This window comes from Kitasatospora sp. NPDC058170 (assembly GCF_042883905.1).
Lineage (GTDB): Bacteria > Actinomycetota > Actinomycetes > Streptomycetales > Streptomycetaceae > Kitasatospora.
This window is the reverse complement of record NZ_JBHVUV010000048.1, coordinates 20131-39805: the sequence shown is the minus strand read 5'-3', so window position 1 is coordinate 39805 and position 19675 is coordinate 20131. Positions and strand designations below refer to the sequence as shown.

General features: G+C 73.4%; 20 protein-coding genes and 1 pseudogene. 9 read left to right on the top strand and 12 right to left on the bottom strand.

Annotation, left to right across the window (positions count from 1 at the left end; all coding sequences use genetic code 11):
* From ACFVVX_RS35425 to ACFVVX_RS35400, 6 genes and pseudogenes are all read right to left on the bottom strand, one after another.
* Positions 1–423 (bottom strand): annotated as a pseudogene (locus tag ACFVVX_RS35425) (hypothetical protein); the annotation flags it as partial.
* Positions 424–684: 261 nt separating this feature from the next.
* Positions 685–1257 (bottom strand): hypothetical protein, encoded by a 573-nt coding sequence (locus tag ACFVVX_RS35420; RefSeq protein WP_387951932.1) that lies wholly within the window; start codon positions 1255–1257, stop codon positions 685–687.
* Complete coding sequence (locus ACFVVX_RS35415; protein ID WP_387951931.1) at positions 1254–2654, bottom strand: hypothetical protein; 1401 nt, start codon at positions 2652–2654, stop codon at positions 1254–1256. Before ACFVVX_RS35415 ends, ACFVVX_RS35420 begins: the two co-directional genes overlap by 4 nt.
* On the bottom strand, positions 2651–3460 hold the full coding sequence (locus ACFVVX_RS35410) for an ABC transporter ATP-binding protein (RefSeq protein WP_387951929.1): 810 nt from the start codon (positions 3458–3460) through the stop codon (positions 2651–2653). The genes ACFVVX_RS35415 and ACFVVX_RS35410 overlap by 4 nt, the downstream gene beginning before the upstream one ends.
* Before the next feature lie 32 nt (positions 3461–3492).
* Positions 3493–4320: a zf-HC2 domain-containing protein gene (locus tag ACFVVX_RS35405; protein WP_387951927.1), complete on the bottom strand. Its 828-nt coding sequence runs from the start codon at positions 4318–4320 to the stop codon at positions 3493–3495.
* A complete protein-coding gene (locus ACFVVX_RS35400) occupies positions 4317–4877 on the bottom strand; it encodes an RNA polymerase sigma factor (protein WP_387951925.1) in 561 nt (186 codons plus the stop codon). Before ACFVVX_RS35400 ends, ACFVVX_RS35405 begins: the two co-directional genes overlap by 4 nt.
* A gap of 398 nt (positions 4878–5275) precedes the next feature.
* Between ACFVVX_RS35400 and nadE the strand changes: the two genes are divergently transcribed.
* Positions 5276–6106, top strand: coding sequence for an ammonia-dependent NAD(+) synthetase (gene nadE / locus ACFVVX_RS35395; RefSeq protein ID WP_387951923.1), 831 nt, complete (start codon positions 5276–5278; stop codon positions 6104–6106).
* A 60-nt stretch (positions 6107–6166) separates the two neighbouring features.
* Here nadE and ACFVVX_RS35390 read toward each other — a convergent pair whose 3' ends face one another.
* Positions 6167–6994, bottom strand: coding sequence for a MerR family transcriptional regulator (locus ACFVVX_RS35390; RefSeq protein ID WP_387951921.1), 828 nt, complete (start codon positions 6992–6994; stop codon positions 6167–6169).
* A 240-nt stretch (positions 6995–7234) separates the two neighbouring features.
* Between ACFVVX_RS35390 and ACFVVX_RS35385 the strand changes: the two genes are divergently transcribed.
* From ACFVVX_RS35385 to ACFVVX_RS35365, 5 genes are all read left to right on the top strand, one after another.
* Entirely contained in the window at positions 7235–7678 is a 444-nt protein-coding gene (locus tag ACFVVX_RS35385) for an RrF2 family transcriptional regulator (protein ID WP_387951919.1), read from the top strand.
* A gap of 134 nt (positions 7679–7812) precedes the next feature.
* A complete protein-coding gene (locus ACFVVX_RS35380; protein ID WP_387951917.1) occupies positions 7813–9021 on the top strand; it encodes a globin domain-containing protein in 1209 nt (402 codons plus the stop codon).
* A gap of 212 nt (positions 9022–9233) precedes the next feature.
* Positions 9234–9995 carry a (Fe-S)-binding protein gene (locus tag ACFVVX_RS35375; protein ID WP_387951915.1) on the top strand — a complete coding sequence of 254 codons (762 nt, stop codon included), beginning with the start codon at positions 9234–9236 and terminating at the stop codon, positions 9993–9995.
* Complete coding sequence (locus ACFVVX_RS35370) at positions 9992–11407, top strand: lactate utilization protein B (protein WP_387951913.1); 1416 nt, start codon at positions 9992–9994, stop codon at positions 11405–11407. The genes ACFVVX_RS35375 and ACFVVX_RS35370 overlap by 4 nt, the downstream gene beginning before the upstream one ends.
* Positions 11404–12189, top strand: coding sequence for a lactate utilization protein C (locus ACFVVX_RS35365; protein WP_387951911.1), 786 nt, complete (start codon positions 11404–11406; stop codon positions 12187–12189). The genes ACFVVX_RS35370 and ACFVVX_RS35365 overlap by 4 nt, the downstream gene beginning before the upstream one ends.
* Here ACFVVX_RS35365 and ddaH read toward each other — a convergent pair.
* Positions 12176–13003, bottom strand: a complete 828-nt coding sequence (gene ddaH, locus ACFVVX_RS35360) for a dimethylargininase (protein WP_387951909.1) — start codon at positions 13001–13003, stop codon at positions 12176–12178. The two genes, ACFVVX_RS35365 and ddaH, sit on opposite strands and share 14 nt — an antisense overlap.
* Positions 13004–13420: 417 nt before the next feature.
* Positions 13421–14005 (bottom strand): DinB family protein, encoded by a 585-nt coding sequence (locus ACFVVX_RS35355; protein ID WP_387951907.1) that lies wholly within the window; start codon positions 14003–14005, stop codon positions 13421–13423.
* Positions 14006–14182: 177 nt separating this feature from the next.
* Here ACFVVX_RS35355 and ACFVVX_RS35350 point away from each other — a divergent pair, with 177 nt between their 5' ends.
* Both ACFVVX_RS35350 and ACFVVX_RS35345 read left to right on the top strand, forming a co-directional pair.
* Positions 14183–14965, top strand: coding sequence for an SGNH/GDSL hydrolase family protein (locus tag ACFVVX_RS35350; protein WP_387951905.1), 783 nt, complete (start codon positions 14183–14185; stop codon positions 14963–14965).
* 205 nt (positions 14966–15170) lie between these two features.
* A complete protein-coding gene (locus ACFVVX_RS35345) occupies positions 15171–16445 on the top strand; it encodes a hypothetical protein (protein ID WP_387951904.1) in 1275 nt (424 codons plus the stop codon).
* Positions 16446–16683: 238 nt separating this feature from the next.
* Here the strand turns inward: ACFVVX_RS35345 and ACFVVX_RS35340 are convergent, their stop codons facing one another.
* On the bottom strand, positions 16684–16962 hold the full coding sequence (locus tag ACFVVX_RS35340) for a hypothetical protein (RefSeq protein ID WP_387951902.1): 279 nt from the start codon (positions 16960–16962) through the stop codon (positions 16684–16686).
* Between the two features lie 336 nt (positions 16963–17298).
* Here ACFVVX_RS35340 and ACFVVX_RS35335 point away from each other — a divergent pair, with 336 nt between their 5' ends.
* Positions 17299–17760, top strand: a complete 462-nt coding sequence (locus tag ACFVVX_RS35335) for a hypothetical protein (RefSeq protein ID WP_387951900.1) — start codon at positions 17299–17301, stop codon at positions 17758–17760.
* An 83-nt stretch (positions 17761–17843) separates the two neighbouring features.
* Here ACFVVX_RS35335 and ACFVVX_RS35330 read toward each other — a convergent pair whose 3' ends face one another.
* Positions 17844–18800, bottom strand: a complete 957-nt coding sequence (locus ACFVVX_RS35330; protein ID WP_387951898.1) for a hypothetical protein — start codon at positions 18798–18800, stop codon at positions 17844–17846.
* A gap of 244 nt (positions 18801–19044) precedes the next feature.
* Entirely contained in the window at positions 19045–19617 is a 573-nt protein-coding gene (locus tag ACFVVX_RS35325) for a TetR/AcrR family transcriptional regulator (protein ID WP_387951896.1), read from the bottom strand.
* Between the last annotated feature and the right edge of the window lie 58 nt (positions 19618–19675).

The following is a 19675-nucleotide window of genomic DNA, read 5'->3' as shown; positions in this document are numbered from 1 at the left end:
CCCCTGGAGCGAGCCGTTCGCCCCCACGAACCACACCTCCATACTCCCCGGGATACGCGACACCGCCGCCACCCCACCGTTCAGCGACGCGCTCCCGGGAGGCGCCAACTCGTAGCGCTTCCACGGCGACCCGTCGTACCAGTACACCCCCTGGAGCGAGCCGTTCGCCCCCACGAACCACACCTCCATACTCCCCGGGATACGCGACACCGCCGCCACCCCACCGTTCAGCGACGCGCTCCCCGCAGGCGCCAACTCGTAGCGCTTCCACGGCGACCCGTCGTACCAGTAGGCGCCCTGGACCGAGCCGTCCGAGGCGACCCACCAGACCTCCATGCTGCCGTCGATCCGCGAGACCGCCGCCAGGCTGCTCGACTGCGACGCGCTGCCGGCCGACGAGAGCGTGAACTGATTCCAACTCATCTGGGCTCCTCCAGTGGTGCGCTGTCCCGACACACGGACCGAAGGTCCCGGCCCGGGCCGCGTGAGGCTTCGTCCGGTCTCCCGGGCCGAGTGCTCAACGCGTGCTCTCACATTAGGAATTCGCCGTGGCGGGAGCATGAGGCCGTGGTCCCGGATACGTCCCGGGACCAGCGCACCAACCGGAGGGCCATGTCGTGGGACCTGTCCGGGGTCGGGCACGGGATCCGCCCGTACGCTTGCGCGAACGCGGGGCGCGCCCGTCTACCGCCGCGGTCCTGCCAGGGCGTACGCCACGGTGCCGGTCGCCAACAGGGTCCACGCCGTCCCGGAGGACGCCGCCGTGCCGGGGGGAAAGATCATCCAGTCGATCACCTCGCCCACCCTGCCCTGCGGAGCCGGGACGAGGAGGGCGATCGCGAGCCAGCCGGTCGGCAGGGTCCAGGCGAGCTGCGCCCCGCACAGCACCGCCCCGAGCCCGGCCAGGCCGGCCAGGCCCGCGCTGTCCCGGAGGACGACCTCGGTGGGGGCGAGCTTCGCTCCCGTCGCCTGGACCGCCAGCAGCACCGCACCGGCGAACGCACCGATCAGCAGCACGTGAGCCGCCCGGCGGGGCACCCACCGGATCGCGGCCGTCCTCTCCAGCACGACATCCCGCCCGCCGAGCCCGACGGAGGCGGCCGCCACGTTCACCGTGAGGACCAGGACCGCCATCCCCAGGTCCACCGGGCCCGGGCCGTCCTGGTTGAGGGCGCACACCGCCAGCGCGACGAGGACGACCACGCCGGCCGAGGCGGGCATCTGCCGTGAACGGGCGTACAGCCCCAGCCACCTCACTGCGACACCTCCCCCGCCAGCACCGGAAGCTGGTCGTAGCCCGAACAGGAGAGACTGGCGGCGTGCAACCGGGCGACCCGCGAGCGCTGCTCGGCCGGTGACACCGCCGTCAGCTTCGCCCAGGCGGCGTCGGCGTCCGCCCAGGTCTTGAGCGAGTACGCGTCGGTCCCCTTCTCCTCCAGCGGGTGGAGCCGGGAGTCCCGCAGGGCCCAGCTCGCGGCGACGCTCTGGACGGCGACGTGGCCGCTCCCCCCGCTCTCCCGTTCGTTGTTCCCATGGCAGTTCGGTGCCAGACCCTGGGCGATCAGCGCGCGGGTCAGCTCCGCACCCGTCGCGTCGACGAGCAGCCGTTCGTCGAAGTCGACCAGCAGCACGTCGGCGGAGATCTCGCGTTGCTCGCCAAGCGTGTGCAGCCCGGTCTCCTCCCGCACCGAGTTCGGCGCCCTGTCGCCCAGGATCTCGTGCAGCACCCGCAGCGCCTCCTTGCTGCGCAGCGCGAGATCGGGCAGGTGGGAGCGGTTCGCCTGGGTCACGCACACCGGTCCGTCGCAGACCAGGGCGGCGGCGGCCCGGTCGACGACATAGGTGTCCCGCGGAGTGGCCGGGAGGACCGGCAGGGCCAGGGCCGCGCCGACCAGGACGGGGACCACCGCGAGCAGCCGGGCCCGGCCGGTGACGGCCGACAGCAGGGCGAAGCCGGTGGCGAGCAGGCCGGTCAGCCAGAGCGTCTGGCCGAGGTGCACGGAGCCGGACAGGGTCAGCAGCATCTCCCGGGGCTCGGCGGTCGCCGGGGAGAGGAGGGCGAGCCGGTTGGGCGCCACGCCCGACGGCAGCACCCCTTCGTTGCCCTGCCGCAGGAGGAGGCCCGTCAGCATGAGGACGAGCACCACCAGGGCGGGCGGGGTGAACACGGAGGGCAGTGCCCGCGCGACGCCCATGCCGAACACGGCCCCCGCGACGAGGCCCAGCGCCGCCACGAGCGAGATCGGCAGCCAGCCGAGGGAGGTGTAGGTGGTGCGGCCGAGGGCCACCTGGACTCCGCCCACGAGGACCAGCAGGCCGAAGCCCGCCACCAGCGCGAGCGCCATCGCGCCGGACGACACCGCCGCCCGGTGCCAGGCCGGCCGCGGTGTGGTCACCAGCAGTTCCGCCGTCCGGGAGCGGGATTCGCGCAGCCCGTACACCGCTCCCATGCCCACCGCGAGCGGCCACCAGAAGGCCAGCAGGTACCGGGTCCACATGGCCATGGAGGTCCACTGGGCCGTCCACCCCGCGGTCCCCTTCCACCAGATCCCGTCGATCAGGCAGAAGACCGCCAGGCTGCCGCCCAGGACGACGACGCCGGCCCACGGGGCGACGGAGCGCTTCAACTCGATGTGCAGGACGCGTGCGCTCACCAGTTGCCTCCCTGCTGCCCGGAGTTGCGGAGCAGCGCCGAGTAGCCGCGCTCCAGGGGGCTGTCGCCCGGGTGCTCGGGGCCGCCCGCCGCGGCCAGGTCGTCCGGTGTGCCCTGGAAGACGAGGCGGCCGTCGGCGAAGAGCACCACGTCGGAGCAGGCGGCCGCGACGTCCTCGACCAGGTGGGTCGAGACGACCACGCAGGTGTCGCGGCCCAACTCCTGGAGCAGCTCGCGGAAGCGCAGCCGCTGCGCCGGGTCCAGTCCGGCCGTCGGCTCGTCCAGCAGCAGCACCGCGGGGTCGTTGACGATGGCCTGGGCGATGCCGGCCCGCCGCACCATGCCGCCGGACAGGGTCTTCATCCGGTGGTCGGCGCGGTCCGCCAGGCCCACCCGTTCCACGGCCCGCTGCACGGCCGCGGGGACGTCCCGCTTCGGGACCTCCTTCAACCAGGCCATGTACTCGACGAACTCACGCACCGTGAAGCGCTTGTAGTAGCCGAAGTCCTGCGGGAGGTAGCCGATCCGGCGGCGCAGCGCCCGGTGGTCGCCGATCCCGCCCACGGAGGTGCCGAGCAGCTCCAGTTCGCCCTCGGCGGGGCGCAGCACGGTGGCCAGCGCCCGGATCAGGGTGGTCTTGCCCGCTCCGTTGGGCCCCAGGAGGCCGTGGGTGCCGATCCCCAGGGAGAGGTCGAGCCCGTCGACGGCCATCTTCTTCCGTCCGACACGGACTCTCAGGCCGGCGGCCCGGATCTCCCAGGCGTAGGTCTTCGGCGCGGTGTCGGCCGCGCTCGTCGTGGGCGTCATGCGGTGGTCCCCTTCGAGGGTCGACGATGGTTTCACAGCGTTGAGTACGCGTTCCTGCGGGCGATCACGGCGCCGGTGCCGAGGGCGAGGAGCAGTCCCCAGGCGGGCAGTCGGTCCGGCTGCAGGGCGAGTTGCAGGGCATGGGGGACGCGGCCGGTGGCCCACGCGGGGGCCACGACGGCGACGACCCATGCGGCCGCCAGGCCGGCGGCGGCGCGGGTCACGCCGACCACGCTGCCCAGTGCCAGGGCCGTGGAGGTGAAGGCCAGTGAGGGCAGCAGCCACTGGGCGGCCGTCATGGATCCGGTCAGCCACCCGCCCACCAGGAGCGCGGGCAGGACCACGACGAGGGCCGAGGTGGTGCGTCGCAGGAGCAGGGGCAGGCCGGCCCGGGCGGTCGAGGCGGTCAGCTCGTGCGCCGGGTCCAGGCCGCGCGACCAGGAGGCGGCGACGCCGCACAGCGGGAGCACGGGCGCGATCAGCAGCATCGGCGAGGCGCCGCCGAAGACCGCCGACGGCCGGGCCGCGTCCAGCAGCAGCGCCATCAGGGTGACGACGAGGGTCATGGCCAGCCACGGGCCCATGGCCGGGGTCGTCCAGGCCGACATCCACCGCGGGCGGTACCGCCGCGAGGGTGCCCGGACGGCCGCGTCCAGCTGCGGTTCCAGGCCGGCCCGGACGGTGTCGACGAGCGCGGCGATGCCGGGCGCCTCGGTGGCCACGGACTCCGCCAGGCGGCTGCGGCACGTCGCGCACGCCTCCAGGTGGGCCTCCAGAGCCCACACCGCGTCCGCGGGCAGTTCCGTGTCACCACGTGCGTAGTCGTCGATCAGCCGCATCGACGCGTGTCCCGCGCTCATGCCAGTGCCTCCCTCATCGCGATCCGGGCCCGGCGGGCCCGTGTCTTGACCGTGCCTTCGGGCAGTCTGAGCAGGACGGCGGTCTCCCGGACGGTGAGCCCGTCGAGCACCATGGCCTGCAGCACCTGCCGGAGTTCCGGTGCGAGCCGGCTCAGGGCGTCGCCGACGTCGCCGCCGACGGTCCTGGCGAGTACCTCCTCCTCCGCCGCGGGCACCACCGCCCGCTCGGCGGCGGCGACCGGCGGTTCGGCGTGGTGGGCGCGGCGCCGGAACGCGTCGACGAGGCGGCGCGCCGCGATCGTCCACAGCCATCCGACGGCCGTCCCACCGACCGCGCTCCCGGCGAACGCGTCGGCCGCCCGCCAGACCGCCAGATAGGTCTCCTGCATGACCTCGGCGACGATCTGCTCGTCGGCGCAGCGGCGGCGCAGCCGCACCGCCAGCCACGGCGACGTGCGCCGGTACAGCTCGTCGAACGCCGGGCGCTCGCCTCGGGCCACGAGCCGGAGGAGGCGTTCCTCGTCCAGCTCGTCCAGTGCTCTCCTGCGTGATCTCACACCTGCCAGACGACGGATCCGGCGCGCAGGTTCTTCATCCGGGGTGATCTGGATCACAGTGCCGTGTGCGGAGGTTTGTCCGGCCCGTCCACGCCATCGGGCGAGGTGGGGGCTCCGGAGGCGGCCAAGGCCCCTGCGCCGCGGCCGTCCGCGCCCTTCTGCGCCGCGGCCGTCCGCGCCCTTCTGCGCGGTGCCCGTCCGCACCCTTCTGCGCGGTGCCCGTCCGCACCCGGGCGGGCCCCGGCGGTTCCCGGCGCTCCGCGGCCCGCCGGGAGCAGCGGCCACCAGGCCGGATGCCCCGCGCGGGGCTCCGCGGCCTTCCTTTAGAGTGCTTCCGTCCGCTACACGCCTGTGGCGCCGGGTGCCGACCCGTCCACGGGCCCGACCGAGGAGCAGCCGTGACCGACCAGGCGTCCATATCCCTGCAGCAGGAGATCGCCCGGGACCTCCAGGTGAGCGCGTCCTTCGACGCCGCGCAGGAGATCGAGCGCCGGGTGGCCTTCCTCGCCGACCGGCTGACCTCCACGGGTCTGCGCTCGCTGGTGCTCGGCATCAGCGGCGGTGTGGACTCCACGACGGCGGGCCGGCTGTGCCAGCTCGCCGTGGAGCGGGTCCGGGCCGCCGGGCACGAGGCGACGTTCTTCGCGATGCGGCTGCCGTACGGCGCCCAGGCCGACGAGAAGGACGCGCAGCTGGCGCTGGAGTTCATCCGCCCGGACCGGGTCCTGACCGTGGACGTGAAGGCCGCCAGCGACGCCGCGCTGGAGGCGTCGCTGGCCGGCGGCACGGTCTTCCGCGACGCGCACCACCAGGACTTCGTGCAGGGCAACATCAAGGCCCGGCAGCGCATGATCGCCCAGTACGCGGTCGCGGGCGCGCACGACGGGCTGGTCGTGGGCACCGACCACGCCGCCGAGGCGGTCTCCGGTTTCTTCACCAAGTTCGGCGACGGCGCGGCGGACGTGGTGCCGCTCACCGGTCTCACCAAGCGGCGGGTGCGGGCCGTCTCCCAGGTCCTGGGCGCGCCGTCGGAGCTGACCCACAAGACCCCGACCGCCGACCTGGAGACGCTGGACCCGGGCAAGCCGGACGAGGACGCGCTCGGCGTCACCTACGACGACATCGACGACTTCCTGGAGGGCAAGCCGGTCGACCGGGCCGCCTTCGAGGTGATCGTCCGCCGCTACCGCCTCACCGAGCACAAGCGGCAGCTGCCGATCGCCCCCTGAGTCGGTCGTCGGCCGAGCCGGTCGCCGGCTGCCCCGGGCGTCGCGGGCGGGTTCAGGGGTTCAGCGGCTCAGGGGCCGCTGGAAGGGGACGGCGACGTCGAGGACGTGCTCGTCCGCGGCGGCGCCGGACCAGTTCGGGTAGTAGACCTCGCGGGCGGACGCGCTCGGCCTGAGCCCCTGGTCGTCGAGCCATGACGCCGCCGCCTCGAAGGCCCCCGCCAGCGTCGGATACGCGCACTGCTCCTTGCGCAGTTCGATGAAGGCCTCGCGGTGCGCCGGCTCCAGGCGGACGCCGATGCGCCCGGCGGGCCCGATCGGGGAGTCCGTCGGAGCGCACAGCTCTACCGGGCCGTTGCCGTCCTGGTCGACCAGCCCGTGGTAGACCGCGAACACCGGTCCGGACAGGCACGCGCCCGCGGCGCGGAGGTGCGCGAACAGCAGCTCCGTGGAGGAGACGAGGAACCCCTCCAGTTGATCCGCCGTCGCGTGCTGCTGCACGAAGGCGACCTTCTGCTCCGGGACCTCGCGCTCGGCGATCTCGTACATCGGTTCCGTCCTTCCGATCAGGGTGTTCTGGAGGTGGACCGCGAGCGGCCGCCGGGCCCGGTGCTGCCGGTCACAGCGCTGCCAGTACGCGGCGACCAGACCGGCCGCCTGGTCGCCCTCCGCCGTCAGCACGGACCCGATCAGGGCGAGCGGCATGCCGATCGCCCGCAGCAGGGTGATCAACCGGGCCTGCTCCACCTGGTCGGGCCGGTAGGAGCGGACCCGGGTCCGCGGGTCGACATGGGCGGGTTCCAGCAGGCCCCTCTCCGCATAGAGCCGAAGCGCCTTGTGGCTCAGCCGGCTGCGCGCGGCGAACTCCCCGATGACCAGCAGATCTCGCATGCGGACATCCTCGGGCCTGCCCCTGGGGGAGGTGCAACCGCCGGGTGGTGCGCGAGATCACCGGCACGCCGGAGGGCGCCTGACGCGGCAGTGGACGGGAGGGCTGCGGCGCGGGCACCGGGCCGGCGCACCGACCCGCACCGACCCGAACCGGCCTGCGCAAGGCCAAAGTCAGGCCAAGCCAGGCCAAGCCAGGCGGTAAATTGGATTTTGTAAGTCGCATTAGCTAGCGTGTCGATCGTGAGGCTGACCAAGAGCACCGACATCGCTCTCCGCATCGCGATGCGGCTGGCCGTCGTCGACGACGACGCCAACCCGACCACCCGCGAGGTGGCCGAGGCGGTCGGCGTGCCGTACACGCACGCCGCCAAGGTGGTCAGCCGACTGCAGCACCTCGGCGTGGTGGAGGCGCGGCGCGGGCGCGGAGGGGGCCTGGCCCTCACCTTCGCCGGCCGCACCGGATCGCTCGGACTCCTGTTGCGCGAGCTGGAGGGTGTCGGGGACGTGGTCGGCTGCGAGGACGATCCGCCGTGCCCGCTGCGCGCCGCCTGCCGCCTGCGCGGGGCGCTGCGCACCGCACAGGAGGCGTTCTTCGCGTCGCTCGACCCACTCTGCATCGGCGACCTCGTCACCTCCCCCACCGGGCCGGTCCTGCTGAGCCTCACCATCAGACCCACCGGCTGACCCGCCGGCCACCCCCTCCCCGGAAGAAGCCACCCACCGAACGCGCCACCCCGGGCCGCGCCTTCGCACGCGCTCGCGCGCACCTTCACGCGGCCTGAAATGCGACTTTCAGATACCAGTTTGGAGCGAGATCGATGCTGTCCGCCAAGTCCGCCGAGGTCGTCGAAGCCACCCTGCCCGCCGTGGGCGCCGCGATCGGCGACATCACCCCGCTCTTCTACGACAAGCTGTTCGCCGCCCACCCGGAGCTGCTGCGCGACCTCTTCAACCGGGGCAACCAGGCCAACGGCACCCAGCGGCAGGCGCTGGCCGGATCGATAGCCGTCTTCGCCTCCGCCCTGATCGCCCACCCCGACCAGCGGCCGGACGCCATGCTCGCCCGGATCGCGCACAAGCACGTGTCGGTCGGCATCTCCGCCGACCAGTACCGCATCGTCCACGAGCACCTCTTCGCCGCCATCGTCGAGGTCCTCGGCGAGGCCGTCACCCCCGAGGTCGCCGCCGCCTGGGACGAGGTCTACTGGCTGATGGCCAACGCGCTGATCGCCATCGAGGACCGGCTGCGCGCCGAGGCCGCCGCCGGGCAGCACAGCGCGGACCCGGCCGACCTCTGGCGCCCCTACACCGTGGTCGCCCGCTACCAGGAGACCGACGAGGTGGCCACCTTCCTGGTCCGCCCCGCGGACGGCGGGCCGGTGCCGCCCGCCCGCCCCGGCCAGTACGTGTCGGTGCGGACCACACTGGCCGACGGCGCGCGGCAGATCCGCCAGTACAGCCTCTCCGGCTGCCCGGACGGCGCGCTGCAGTTCTCCGTCAAGCGGGCCGCCGGGTCCGGCGACGCCCCGGCCGGCGAGGTCTCCACCCACCTGCACAACCACCTGCAGGCCGGCGGCGTCCTCGAACTCACCCCGCCGCTCGGCGATGTCGCACTGGCCGACGGCGACGGGCCGGTCCTGCTCGCCTCCGCCGGCATCGGCAACACCCCGATGACCGCCATGCTCGCCCACCTCGCCGCCGACGGCTCGGCCCGGCCGGTGGTCGCCGTCCACGGCGACCGCGACCAGCTCGCACACGCCTTCCGCGCCGAACTCGCCCAGCTCACCGCCAAACTGCCGGACGCCACCGCCCACGTCTTCTACGAGCGGCCGCTCGGCGACTGGCCGGCCGAGCGCACCGGCCTGGTCGACCTCTCCACGGTGGCCGTCCCGCCCGGCACCACCGCCTACCTGTGCGGTCCGCTGCCCTTCCTGCGCTCCGTCCGGACGCAGCTGCTCGCCGCGGGCGTACCGGCGGCGGACATCCACTACGAGGTGTTCGGCCCCGACCTGTGGCTGGGCGCCTGACCCGACCGGTGCGGCGACACCACGACGGGCGCGACAACCCCTCGGGTGCATCCGCGCCTTCGGTGCATCTCACTTCGGTGCATCTCACTTGGGCGCATCCGACTTCGGTGGATCCGACAGGCGTGGTGGGACCCCGACGGCCCGGCCGGCCCGCTAGCATCGCGGGCGGGCCGGGCCGTCGGCCACCGCCGCGGGGCAGGGAGGGGGACTCGGTGCGCGTCGCGCTCTTCGCCACCTGCGCCAACGACGCGCTGTTCCCGTCGACCGCGATCGCCACCGTCCGGCTGCTGGAGCGGCTCGGCGTCGAGGTCGACTTCCCCTCCGGGCAGAGCTGTTGCGGGCAGCCGCAGTTCAACACCGGCTACCGGCGGGCCTGCGAGCCACTGGTCCGCCGGACGGCCTCGGCGTTCGAGGGGTACCCGTACGTGGTGACGCCCTCCGGCTCCTGCGTGGCGATGGTCCGCGACCAGTACCCGAGGATCGGCGCGCTGGCCGCAGCCGACGGACGCGGTACCGAACTCACCGACGTGGCGCTCGCGTTGGCACCACGCGTGTACGAGCTGACGGAGTTCCTGACGGACGTCCTGGGCGTCGAGGACGTCGGCGCGCACTTCCCGTACACCGTCACCTACCATCCGTCCTGCCACGGACTGCGGATGCTGGGGCTCGGGGACCGGCCGCTGCGGCTGCTGCGGGCCGTGCGCGGGCTGGACCTGGTGGAGCTGCCGGGCGCGGAGGAGTGCTGCGGATTCGGCGGCACCTTCGCCCTGAAGAACGCGGCGGTGTCGGCCGCGATGGCCGAGGACAAGGTCCGCAGTGCGCTGGACACCGGCGCCGACGTCCTGTGCGGGGCCGACAACTCCTGCCTGCTGCACCTGGGCGGGACGCTGCGCCGCCGCGGCGAGGCACTGCGCCCGCTGCACCTGGCCGAGATCCTGGCGAGCACCGAGGACACCCCGTGGAGGCCGGCGTGAGCGACACCTTCCTCGGCATGCCCGCCTTCCCCGAGGCCGCCGCCCGCGCCACCGGGGACGAGCGGTTGCGCGCCAACCTCCGGCACGCCACCCACACCATCCGCGACAAGCGGGCCCGCGCGGTCGCCGAACTCCCCGACTGGGCCGAGCTGCGCGCGGCCGGCAAGGCCGTCAAGGACCACACGCTGCGCCATCTCGACCGCTACCTGGTCCAGTTGGAGGAGGCGGTGACGGCGGCCGGCGGCACCGTGCACTGGGCGGCCGACGCCGCGGAGGCCAACCGGATCGTGACCGGGCTGGTCCGGGCGACCGGCGAGAGCGAGGTGGTCAAGGTCAAGTCGATGGCCACCCAGGAGATCGGGCTCAACGAGGCGCTGGCCGCCGAGGGCATCACCGCCTACGAGACCGATCTCGCCGAACTGATCGTCCAGTTGGGCGACGACCGGCCCTCGCACATCCTCGTCCCGGCCATCCACCGCAACCGCGCCGAGATCCGGGAGATCTTCGCCGACCGGATGGCCGCCTGGGGCCGGCCCGCGCCCGAGGGCCTGACGGACTCCCCCGCCGAACTCGCCGAGGCGGCGCGGCTGCACCTGCGGGAGAAGTTCCTGCGCGCCCGGGTCGCCGTCTCCGGGGCGAACTTCATGGTGGCCGAGACGGGGACCATGGTGGTCGTGGAGTCCGAGGGCAACGGCCGGATGTGCCTGACCCTTCCACGCACCCTGATCTCGGTGGTCGGGATCGAGAAGGTGGTGCCGACCTGGCGGGACCTGGAGGTGTTCCTGCAGCTGCTGCCGCGCTCCTCCACCGCCGAGCGGATGAACCCGTACACCTCGCTCTGGACCGGTACCACCGGCGGCGACGGCCCGTCCGACTTCCACCTCGTCCTGCTCGACAACGGACGGACGGCCGTACTCGCCGACCAGGTCGGGCGCCAGGCGCTGCGCTGCATCCGCTGCTCGGCCTGCCTGAACGTCTGCCCGGTGTACGAGCGGGCCGGCGGCCATGCGTACGGCTCGGTGTACCCGGGGCCGATCGGCGCCATCCTGACCCCCCAACTACGCGGCACCGCGAGCGAGCTGGACGCCTCGCTGCCCTACGCCTCAACGCTCTGCGGGGCCTGCTACGAGGTCTGCCCGGTGGCCATCGACATCCCCGAGGTGCTGGTGCACCTGCGCGAGCGGGTCGCCGAGCAGGGCGGGCACCGGCTGGAGCGCGCCGCGATGGCGGCCGCCGGGTACGTCCTGGACCATCCGGCGGCGCTCGCCGCAGCGGAGCGGCTGGCCGCCCGGACCCGGCGGCTGCACCCGCGCCGGCTGCCGGGCCCGGGCCGCGCCTGGACGGACACCCGGGACCTGCCGGAGGTCCCGGACGAGCCCTTCCGCGACTGGTGGCGGAGGAACCGCCCGTGACCGCACACCACTCCGACGGCTCCCGCGAGCTGATCCTCGGCCGAATCCGCGCCGCGCTGACCGGCACCGCGCCGGGAGTACGCGTGCCGGGAGCAGACGCACCGCGAGTAGCCGTGCCGGGAGCCGACGCGTCGCCGGAGGAACAGTCGCTGCCGCGCGACTACCTGACCAGCCATACCACCGAGGGCGACCCGGCGGCGCTGCTCGACCTGCTGCACCACAACCTGGCGGACTACCGGGCGCTGGTGCACCGCTGCACCCTGCCCCAGCTCCCCGCGGTGATCGCCGGGCTGCTCACCGCGCGCGGCTCCCGCACGGTGACCCACCCGGCCGGGCTGCCCGCCGACTGGCTCTCCGCCCTCACGGCGGCCGACGGCACGGCCGGCACTGCCGACGCGGCCGCCGCTCCCGACCGGGTACCCGCTGCCGCCACCGTCCTGCTGCCGGACGACGGCACGCTCACCGCCGCCCGACTCGACGCCGTGGACAGCGTGCTGACCGGCTGCGCCCTCGCCATCGCCGAGACGGGGACCGTCGTCCTGGACGCCGGCCCCACCCAGGGCCGACGCCTGCTCACCCTCGTGCCCGACCACCACATCTGCGTCGTCCTGGCCCCCGAGCAGGTCGTCCCCTCCGTGCCGCTCGCCCTCCCGCGGCTGGATCCGGCCCGGCCGCAGACCTGGATCTCCGGCCCGTCCGCGACCAGCGACATCGAGCTCGACCGGGTCGAGGGCGTGCACGGCCCGCGCACCCTGGAGGTCGTCCTGGTCACTCCGGCCTGAGCTCCAGGGTGCAGCACTTGGCTCCGCCCCCGCCCTTGAGCAGTTCGGAGAGGTCCACCGGGACGGGCTCGTACCCGTGCTCGGCCAGCCGGCCGGCGAGGCACTTGGCGGCCTCCGGCAGCAGCACCCGGCGGCCGTCGGAGACGGCGTTCAGGCCGAACACCTCGGCGTCGGCGCGGTCGGCGAGGATCGCGTCCGGGTAGAGGGCGCGCAGCGCGGCCCGGCTCTCGGGGGCGAAGGCCTCCGGGTAGTACATGACGTGGTCGTCGTCGAGGACCGCCAACGCGGTGTCCAGGTGGTAGAAGCGCGGGTCCACCAGGGTCAGGCTGAGCACGGGCACGCCGAACAGCGCGCCTGCCTCGGTGTGGGCCGCGCGGTCGGTCCGGAAGCCCGTCCCGGCCAGGACCCGGCGCCCGGCGACCAGGTGGTCGCCCTCGCCCTCGTTGACGAACCCGGCCCGGTGGACCTCGCGGTAGCCGTTGGCCCGGAACCACGCCTGGTAGGCGTCGGACTCCGCGGCCCGCTCCGGGTACCGGAAGGTGGCGACCAGCGCCCGGCCGTCCAGCACGGTGGCGCCGTTGGCCGCGTACACCATGTCGGGCAGGCCGGGCACCGGCTCGATCAGCTCCACGGTGTGGCCGAGCCGCCGGTACAGCGCGGCCAGCCGCTCCCACTGGCGGACGGCGAGCGCGGTGTCGGTGGGCTGCGCCGGATCCATCCAGGGGTTGATCGCGTAGTCCACGGTGAAGTGCGTCGGTCGGCACATCAGGTAGCGACGCGGCCTGGCGGTCCGCTCCGGGGTTCGGTTCGGCATACGGCAACCTCCGCCGTCCGGTGGTGCGGGAGCACGGGAGGGGCACCGGGGCACCCCGGCCGCGCGGGCGTACAGGCGTACGACCCAGAGGGCGGCTGCCCCGGCGGCGCCGTTCGCACACACGCGCGACTCCCCCGGCGGACGCAACCCCCCGCGCACCCGGCGCGGCCCCCGGCGCACAGGCGCACGGGGGGTCGGCCCCGGATGGTGACGGCCGATCAGACCGCGATCCGTCTCATCGAAGCCTGACCGGTCCCACCGAAGTCCGACCACTGCCTCCGGTGACCGGCGCAGGAGAACCGCCGGCAGCAACGGGGCGACCAGCTCCCGGAGCTCATCGGGAACCAGACGCTTCGACAGCTCAGCACCCACGACCGGCCTGATGCCGCACGAACATCAGGTCACGTGGGACGGCCTCTACGCCTTGATCGGTGCGGCCGACCTGGCGGCCTGCTCGATCTTCGCGCAGTGGGCTGCGCGGGCTTCCTCGTCGATCTGCTTCTCATGTTCGGGGCGCACCCCGGTCCGGCCGTCGAGGCCCTCGCGCAGGATATCGGCGTGCCCGGCATGCCGGTTGGACTCGCCGAGGACATGGACCATGACGGCGAACAGGTTCGTGTTGGGACAGGGCTCCGGCCACCACGGCACGTGGCCGGGGGCGTCGAGGGGAAGCTCGTTGATCGTCGCGTCCGAGTGTTCCCACGTGCGTCGGTAGAACCCGATGATCTGATCGCGGGTCTCGTCCTCGGTCGCCCACAGATCGCTGCCATCGGAGTCCTGCCACCGGGGCAGCGGTTCCGGGGAAGGGCGGTCGAAGACCTCGCCGAAGTACCTGGCCTCGACGCAGGCCACGTGTTTGACCAGGCCGAGGAGGTTGGTCCCGGTCGCCGTCAACGGTCGACGGGCGTCGTACTCGGACAAGCCGTCGAGTTTCCAGAGCAGCGCCTCGCGGTCCCGCCGCAGTCTCCCGTGCAGGTTGTCTTTCGCGAATTCATCGATCATGCGGCATGAGCCTGCCATGGGCTGCTCCTGGTCTCAAGATCCGGTACGTGGTCCGTGGCGGCGGTCAACAGCGAAGGGGTCCGGCATGTTCCGGGAAACCCACGTGGCCCATCTCACGTACCGCGACGGGCCACCTACGGTGGCGTAGGTCACTTGAGACAGTGAACTATCTCCTTCATGCCGAACCTCCAGGAGACCCTTGACCTCAGTTCGTACGCCGCCCTCGGCGACAGCTTCACCGAGGGCCTGAACGACCCCGGGGCCGGCGGCGCCTTCGCCGGCTGGGCGGACCGCCTGGCCGGTCTGCTCTCCGAGGGTCGCCCGCCGGGCGGGTTCCGCTACGCGAACCTCGCCGTACGCGGCCGGCTGCTCGACCAGATCACCGCCGAGCAGGTGCCGCAGGTCCGCCGCATCCAGCCCGATCTGGTCACCTTCTGCGCGGGCGGCAACGACATCCTGCGCCCGGGCAGCGACCCGGACGAGGTGGCCGAGCGCTTCGAGGCCGCCGTCGTCCAACTCGTCGAGTCGGCGGGGACGGTGCTCATCTGCACCGGCTTCGACACCCGGGGCGTGCCGCTGTTCAAACACCTGCGCGGCAAGATCGCCACCTACAACGGCCACATGCGGGCCGTCGCCGACCGCAACGGCTGCAAGGTCGCGGACCTCTGGTCGCTGCGCGCGGTGCAGGACCGCCGGGCGTGGAGCGACGACCGGCTGCACCTGTCCGGCGAGGGCCACCAGCGGGTCGCCCTGCTGGCCGCCCGCTCGCTGGGGCTGCGCACCAAGCAGGACCCGGAGGCGCCCTGGCCGGACGTGCCCGAGCTCTCCCCCGCCGAACAGCGCCGGGAGAACCTGCACTGGGCCCGCACCTACCTGGTCCCGTGGGTCGGCCGCCGCCTGCGCGGCGAGTCCTCCGGCGACCACGTCGAGGCGAAGCGCCCGGAGCTGCTTCCCCTCTGACGCCGCCTCAGGCAGCACGGCGGTCCGCCACCCTTCCCGCGGTACGGGTGGCGGACCGCCGGGTACCGCGGCCGGTCCGCCCCGCCCCCGCCCGTGGCCGATCCACTCCCGGCCGTGCTCGATTCACCCCCGCCCGAGGATGGTTCACGACCTCGTACCAGGCGTAGCCTCGACCGGTACGGAGCGCGCATCCATCGGGGGGACCATGCTGTTCGTCGCCGTCGTCGCCATCGTCGCCGGGTTCGCCCTCGGGTGCCTCGTCACCTCGGCCGTCCTGCGGAACCAGGCGGTCGGTGCCGCCCGCCGGGCCGCCGCCTCGGCCGCCCTGGCGGCGAAGTCCGCGGACGCCGCCCGGGCCCTGGTGGCGGCCGGGACGGCGCCGGCGGCAAAGGCGGCAGTAAAGACGGTGGCGAGGACCGCGGCGCCACCCGTGTCGGCGGTGAAACCCAAGCCCAGGCCCAAGCCGGCGCCGAAGGTGAAGCCCGCGCCGAAGCCCGCGCCCAAGCAGGTGCCCAAGCCGACGCCGAGGCCCGCGCCCAAGCAGGATGCCGTGCCGAAGCGGTGGCAGCCTGCACCGGAGCCGGGCAAGCGGCGCGCCGGACTCTCCGGTGTGCACGCCGCGCTGGTCGCGCTGGAGCAGCGGCGCCGGGCCGAGGCGGCGGATCCTTCAGCGCCCCGGGACGCCGTACCCCGGCCACGGCGAGGCGCCTCCGAGCCCTCCACGTCCACGCCGGTGCCGGCGCCCGTGCCCGTGCCGGTGCCACCGCTCGCCGACGAGGACGGCCTGCCCCGCCTCACCGTCACCGCCGGGCCGCTGGACAGCCCCGGGCCGGTCCCGCGGCACCGGGACGGCGAGCGGTTCCACTACTCCGGGCGGTGCCAGGAACCGACCGAGCGGGAGTTCCCCATCGAGCGGCCCGAGCCCGGGGTGGCAGCCGTCGCGGTGGTGGAGGCGACCACCACCTCGACCGTGGTCATCACGCCGATGGTCAGGACGCGCACCCGCGTGGACACCCACTCGTCCCTGCTCTACCTCGCCTCCTACGAAGGCCGCGGCCGCTCCCGCAGGGTGCTGGCCGGCGACGTGACCCACATCAAGGTGGAGGCACGCGGCCGCAGCCAGTGGTCGGTCCGGCTGTACAGCCCCGCCGAGATCGACGAACTGCTGGGCGAGCGCGAGGGGTTCGGCGAGACGGTCCTGTCGGTCCCGCCCGGCGCCCCCGCCGAGGTGGTCATCCACGCCAAGTCCTCGTCGTGGAACGCGAAGTTCGTCTGCGGCTGCTGGCGGGACGACGACTGCGACTGCGCCTCCCCCGAGGGGCTGCCCTCGTGGTTCGAGACCTACGTCCACGCCTACGGCGAGGCCATGCGGGTACTGGTCCTCGCCCGCCCCGGCCTGTTCGTCCTGCACACCGACAAGCCCGCGGACCCGTGGCGGCTGCAGGTGCGCCCCTACGGCACCGGCCCGAAGGACGACTGACCCGGGGCTGCGGCACGGCCGACTCGCTCGCCGCGTCGGCGAGGAGGTCGGACCACGCGGCCCCGCCAGGACCGGAGCAGCGCGCCCACCTCGCCGACGACTTCACGAACGAGTGGCCACCCGATTGCCCGACGACCTCCCGCCGAGGCCACTCGCCACGCGTGGGAAGTCGGTCCAGCCGACTTCCCACGCCGCGGCCCTACCGGATCGGCCCGCCGAGTGGCATCGGGCGCTGTCGCTACTCCTTCGAGGCCTTGCGGCAGGCCTCACCGGCGACGACGGCGGGGACGAAGTCCTCCCGCAGGAGGTGGTAGCACTGCTGGAAGGCATGCTGCCCACCGGCCGCGCCGATCAGGCAGGCGTCCTCCACGAGCTGGGCATCGGCGTCCGGCTTGTGCTCCAGAACGTAGTAGAAGCAGCCCTGCGGGGTCGCGCTCGCGGCCGGGGCGAGGGCGACGACACCGCCCAGCGCGAGGGCGAGGCCGGAAGCAGCGGCGGCAATCCGTCGTACGAGCATCAAAGTGATCAAATCCTTTCATTCATGCAGGCATTGACGACCAGTCGACGCACGGTTCGTGCACACAACCCGGTCATGGACAGGAATAGCGAAGATCTGCTGTGCTCGCCCGACGACCACGCCGGAACCACCCGAACGAGAGGATCGTCAGCCCGACTGCCAGGACGCCGGAGCCTGACCAGGAGAGGGCGGGGAGGCTTCGGGGGCGGCGTAGCGCGCCCGCCGAGAACCGCGCACAGCAGGCGTGCGCCGACGACGAGGCCCGGGAGCGTCCGGGGGGGCTCCACCGCGCTGTACGGTCGGGCGAGTACCGCGACCGTCGACACAGGAGCCGAGATGGGACCGGATCATGATTCTGATTGGTTCTGGGAGGTCCTGGAATCGACACGACCTCGTCTGTCCGCCCTGGAGTCGTGGCTGGAGTCCCACGCGCGGGAGGTGCTTGAAGCCTTCGCGCTCGCATACGAGTCCGCGGCGGAATCGCTGGCCGACTTCTCGGAAGGCGTGAGCGTGGATGGGGACGTCTGGTCCGAGGACAGCACCGAAGACCTGTGCATGTGGGTGGTCGGGCAGGGCTACGGCCTGTGGAGCTCGGTGGTTGTGGGAGAACTACGGCTGGAGGAGGTCGCTCAGATGTATCTGGGCCGTGCTCCGCTGCTTCCGGACGGCGTGGCGCCGTGGGACGGGGAGGTCTCGAAGCCTGAACACAGGGGCTACCAGTCTCCCGGGGCCATCGTCCACGGCGTCTACCGGACGCGGTTCGCCGAGGAGCTCCAGGAACGGCTTGCGAGTATGTGATGCCCGGGCCGCCGAGACCGTGGCCACCACAGGCCGCGGCCGGGACCGCAGGCATGAGGGTGAACCGGTTCCCGGTCAGGCGCTCAGGGGGCCGAGGTGGCCGCCGAGGGCTGGAAGGTGGCGGGCAGGCTGCCCTGGGTGAGGACGGCGGCGAGGTCCCGGGCCTCGTCCTCGCCGTAGTTCCCACTGATGACGACCTCGCCGCCGGTGATCGACTGGATGACGGCCGGGTGCGAGACGACCGTGCCGTCCAGCAGGATGGCGATCTGGTTGGCCGGGTCGGACTGCACGGCCAGCTTGCCCGTCACCTCGGCGAAGGCCGTCGTGCCCTTCGGGTTGAACGAGAGCGTGACCTGCCAGCCCCGGTTGTACTGGCTGTCGAAGTCGGCGGCGGCCTTGGTGACATCGACCCCCCGCACCGCGAGCGGTCCGAGGGCCAGCTTCATGGCGACCGGGTCGGCCTTGGACACCGTGCCGCAGACCGCCAGCGCGGCACCCGGATCGGTCGGCGCGGTCAGGGCCGCCGAGGAGGCACCACAGGTCAGTGCGGCGAACCGGGAGGCGAGGTCGGGCGGCACCGTGCCGGTGAGCAGCGGGTCCGGCCCACCGACCGGTTGGGTGGTGCCGCCGGGTGCGAGCGCGAGGACCGGGCGGAACTCCAGTACGGCCTGTCGGCCCAGGGCGACCAGGCGGTCGGCGGCGACCTGGCCCGCGACCGAGAGCCGTAGCCCGCCGGGCACCGGCGCCACCTGCGCGTCCGGCAGGCCTCGCGCCTTGGCCCGGCCGAGCAACAGCTCGCCGGAGCGCGTGAGTTCCGCCTCGTCGAGCCGGCGGTCGGGGGTGAACACGGCCACCGTGCGGGCGCCGGAGGAACCCGGGGCCGTGGAGGCCGTGGACGGCGCGGGCGTCGACGCTCCCGGCTCGGGCTTCGCCCCGTCGGCGGAGCAGGCGGAGACCGCCGCACCGGCGACGGCCAGGACGACCGTAACGGTCAGTACCCGGAAGGACTTTCGGCCGACCCGCGAAGAAGCGATTCCCATGCCTTGAGTCTCCCAGCGGGCGGGGCCCCGATCGGCGCCGACCGCCGATCACGTGACGCAACCGTGACAAGGACCCTCCCGGCAGAACCGGGAGGGCTGCCGGGGTTCTCGCGGGTCACCGGGTCACGCGTGCCGGGTCACGTGTACCGGGTCACGTGTACCGGGTCACGTGTACCGGGTCACGACAGGCGGCCCCTGGCGGGTTGTCTGACTGGTGCTCACCTCTCGGCGGCGCGGTCGGACGTCAACCCGAGCTCGGGAGGGCGGAGAGCAGGGCCTCGGCGGCTCGGTCGAAAGGCGCGATGCCGCCCGCTGCGTGACAGAGGATGTGGGCGCCTTCGAGTGTGACGATCATGAGGGTGGCCAGATCGGCGGCCTTGGACGGACTCATTCCGGCGTGGGTGAGTTTTCCGGTGAGCTCGCCGACCCAGCCGGCGAATCCCTCGGCCGCGACAGTGCGCAGGCTGCCCTGGTCGGCAATGGCCGCACCGCCGTCGATGGTGACCGCCGCGACTGCGCAGCCGCCGCCGGCGGCGGACGCCTGCACCACGGGGCGAACGTTGCCGAGGAAGGCCTCCACGACTTCGCGCGGCGTGCGGGCCGGCAGTTCGTGCAGGTGGCCGCGGACGTCCTCCGCGTTGCGACGGGCGGCCTCGAGTGCGAGTTGCTGTTTGCCGCCCGGGAAGTGGTGATAGATCGCCCCGCGCGCGGCACCGCTCTCGGCCAGGACGTCGTTGAAGGTCATCCCGGCCAGCCCCCGGCGCTGCAGCAGCCCGATCGCTGCGCTGATCATGCGGGACCTGGTGTCCGCGGCCATCGCAACCCCCCTTGACTAGTACGGCCATCCTACTCCATGCTCGCACCACTAGGACGCA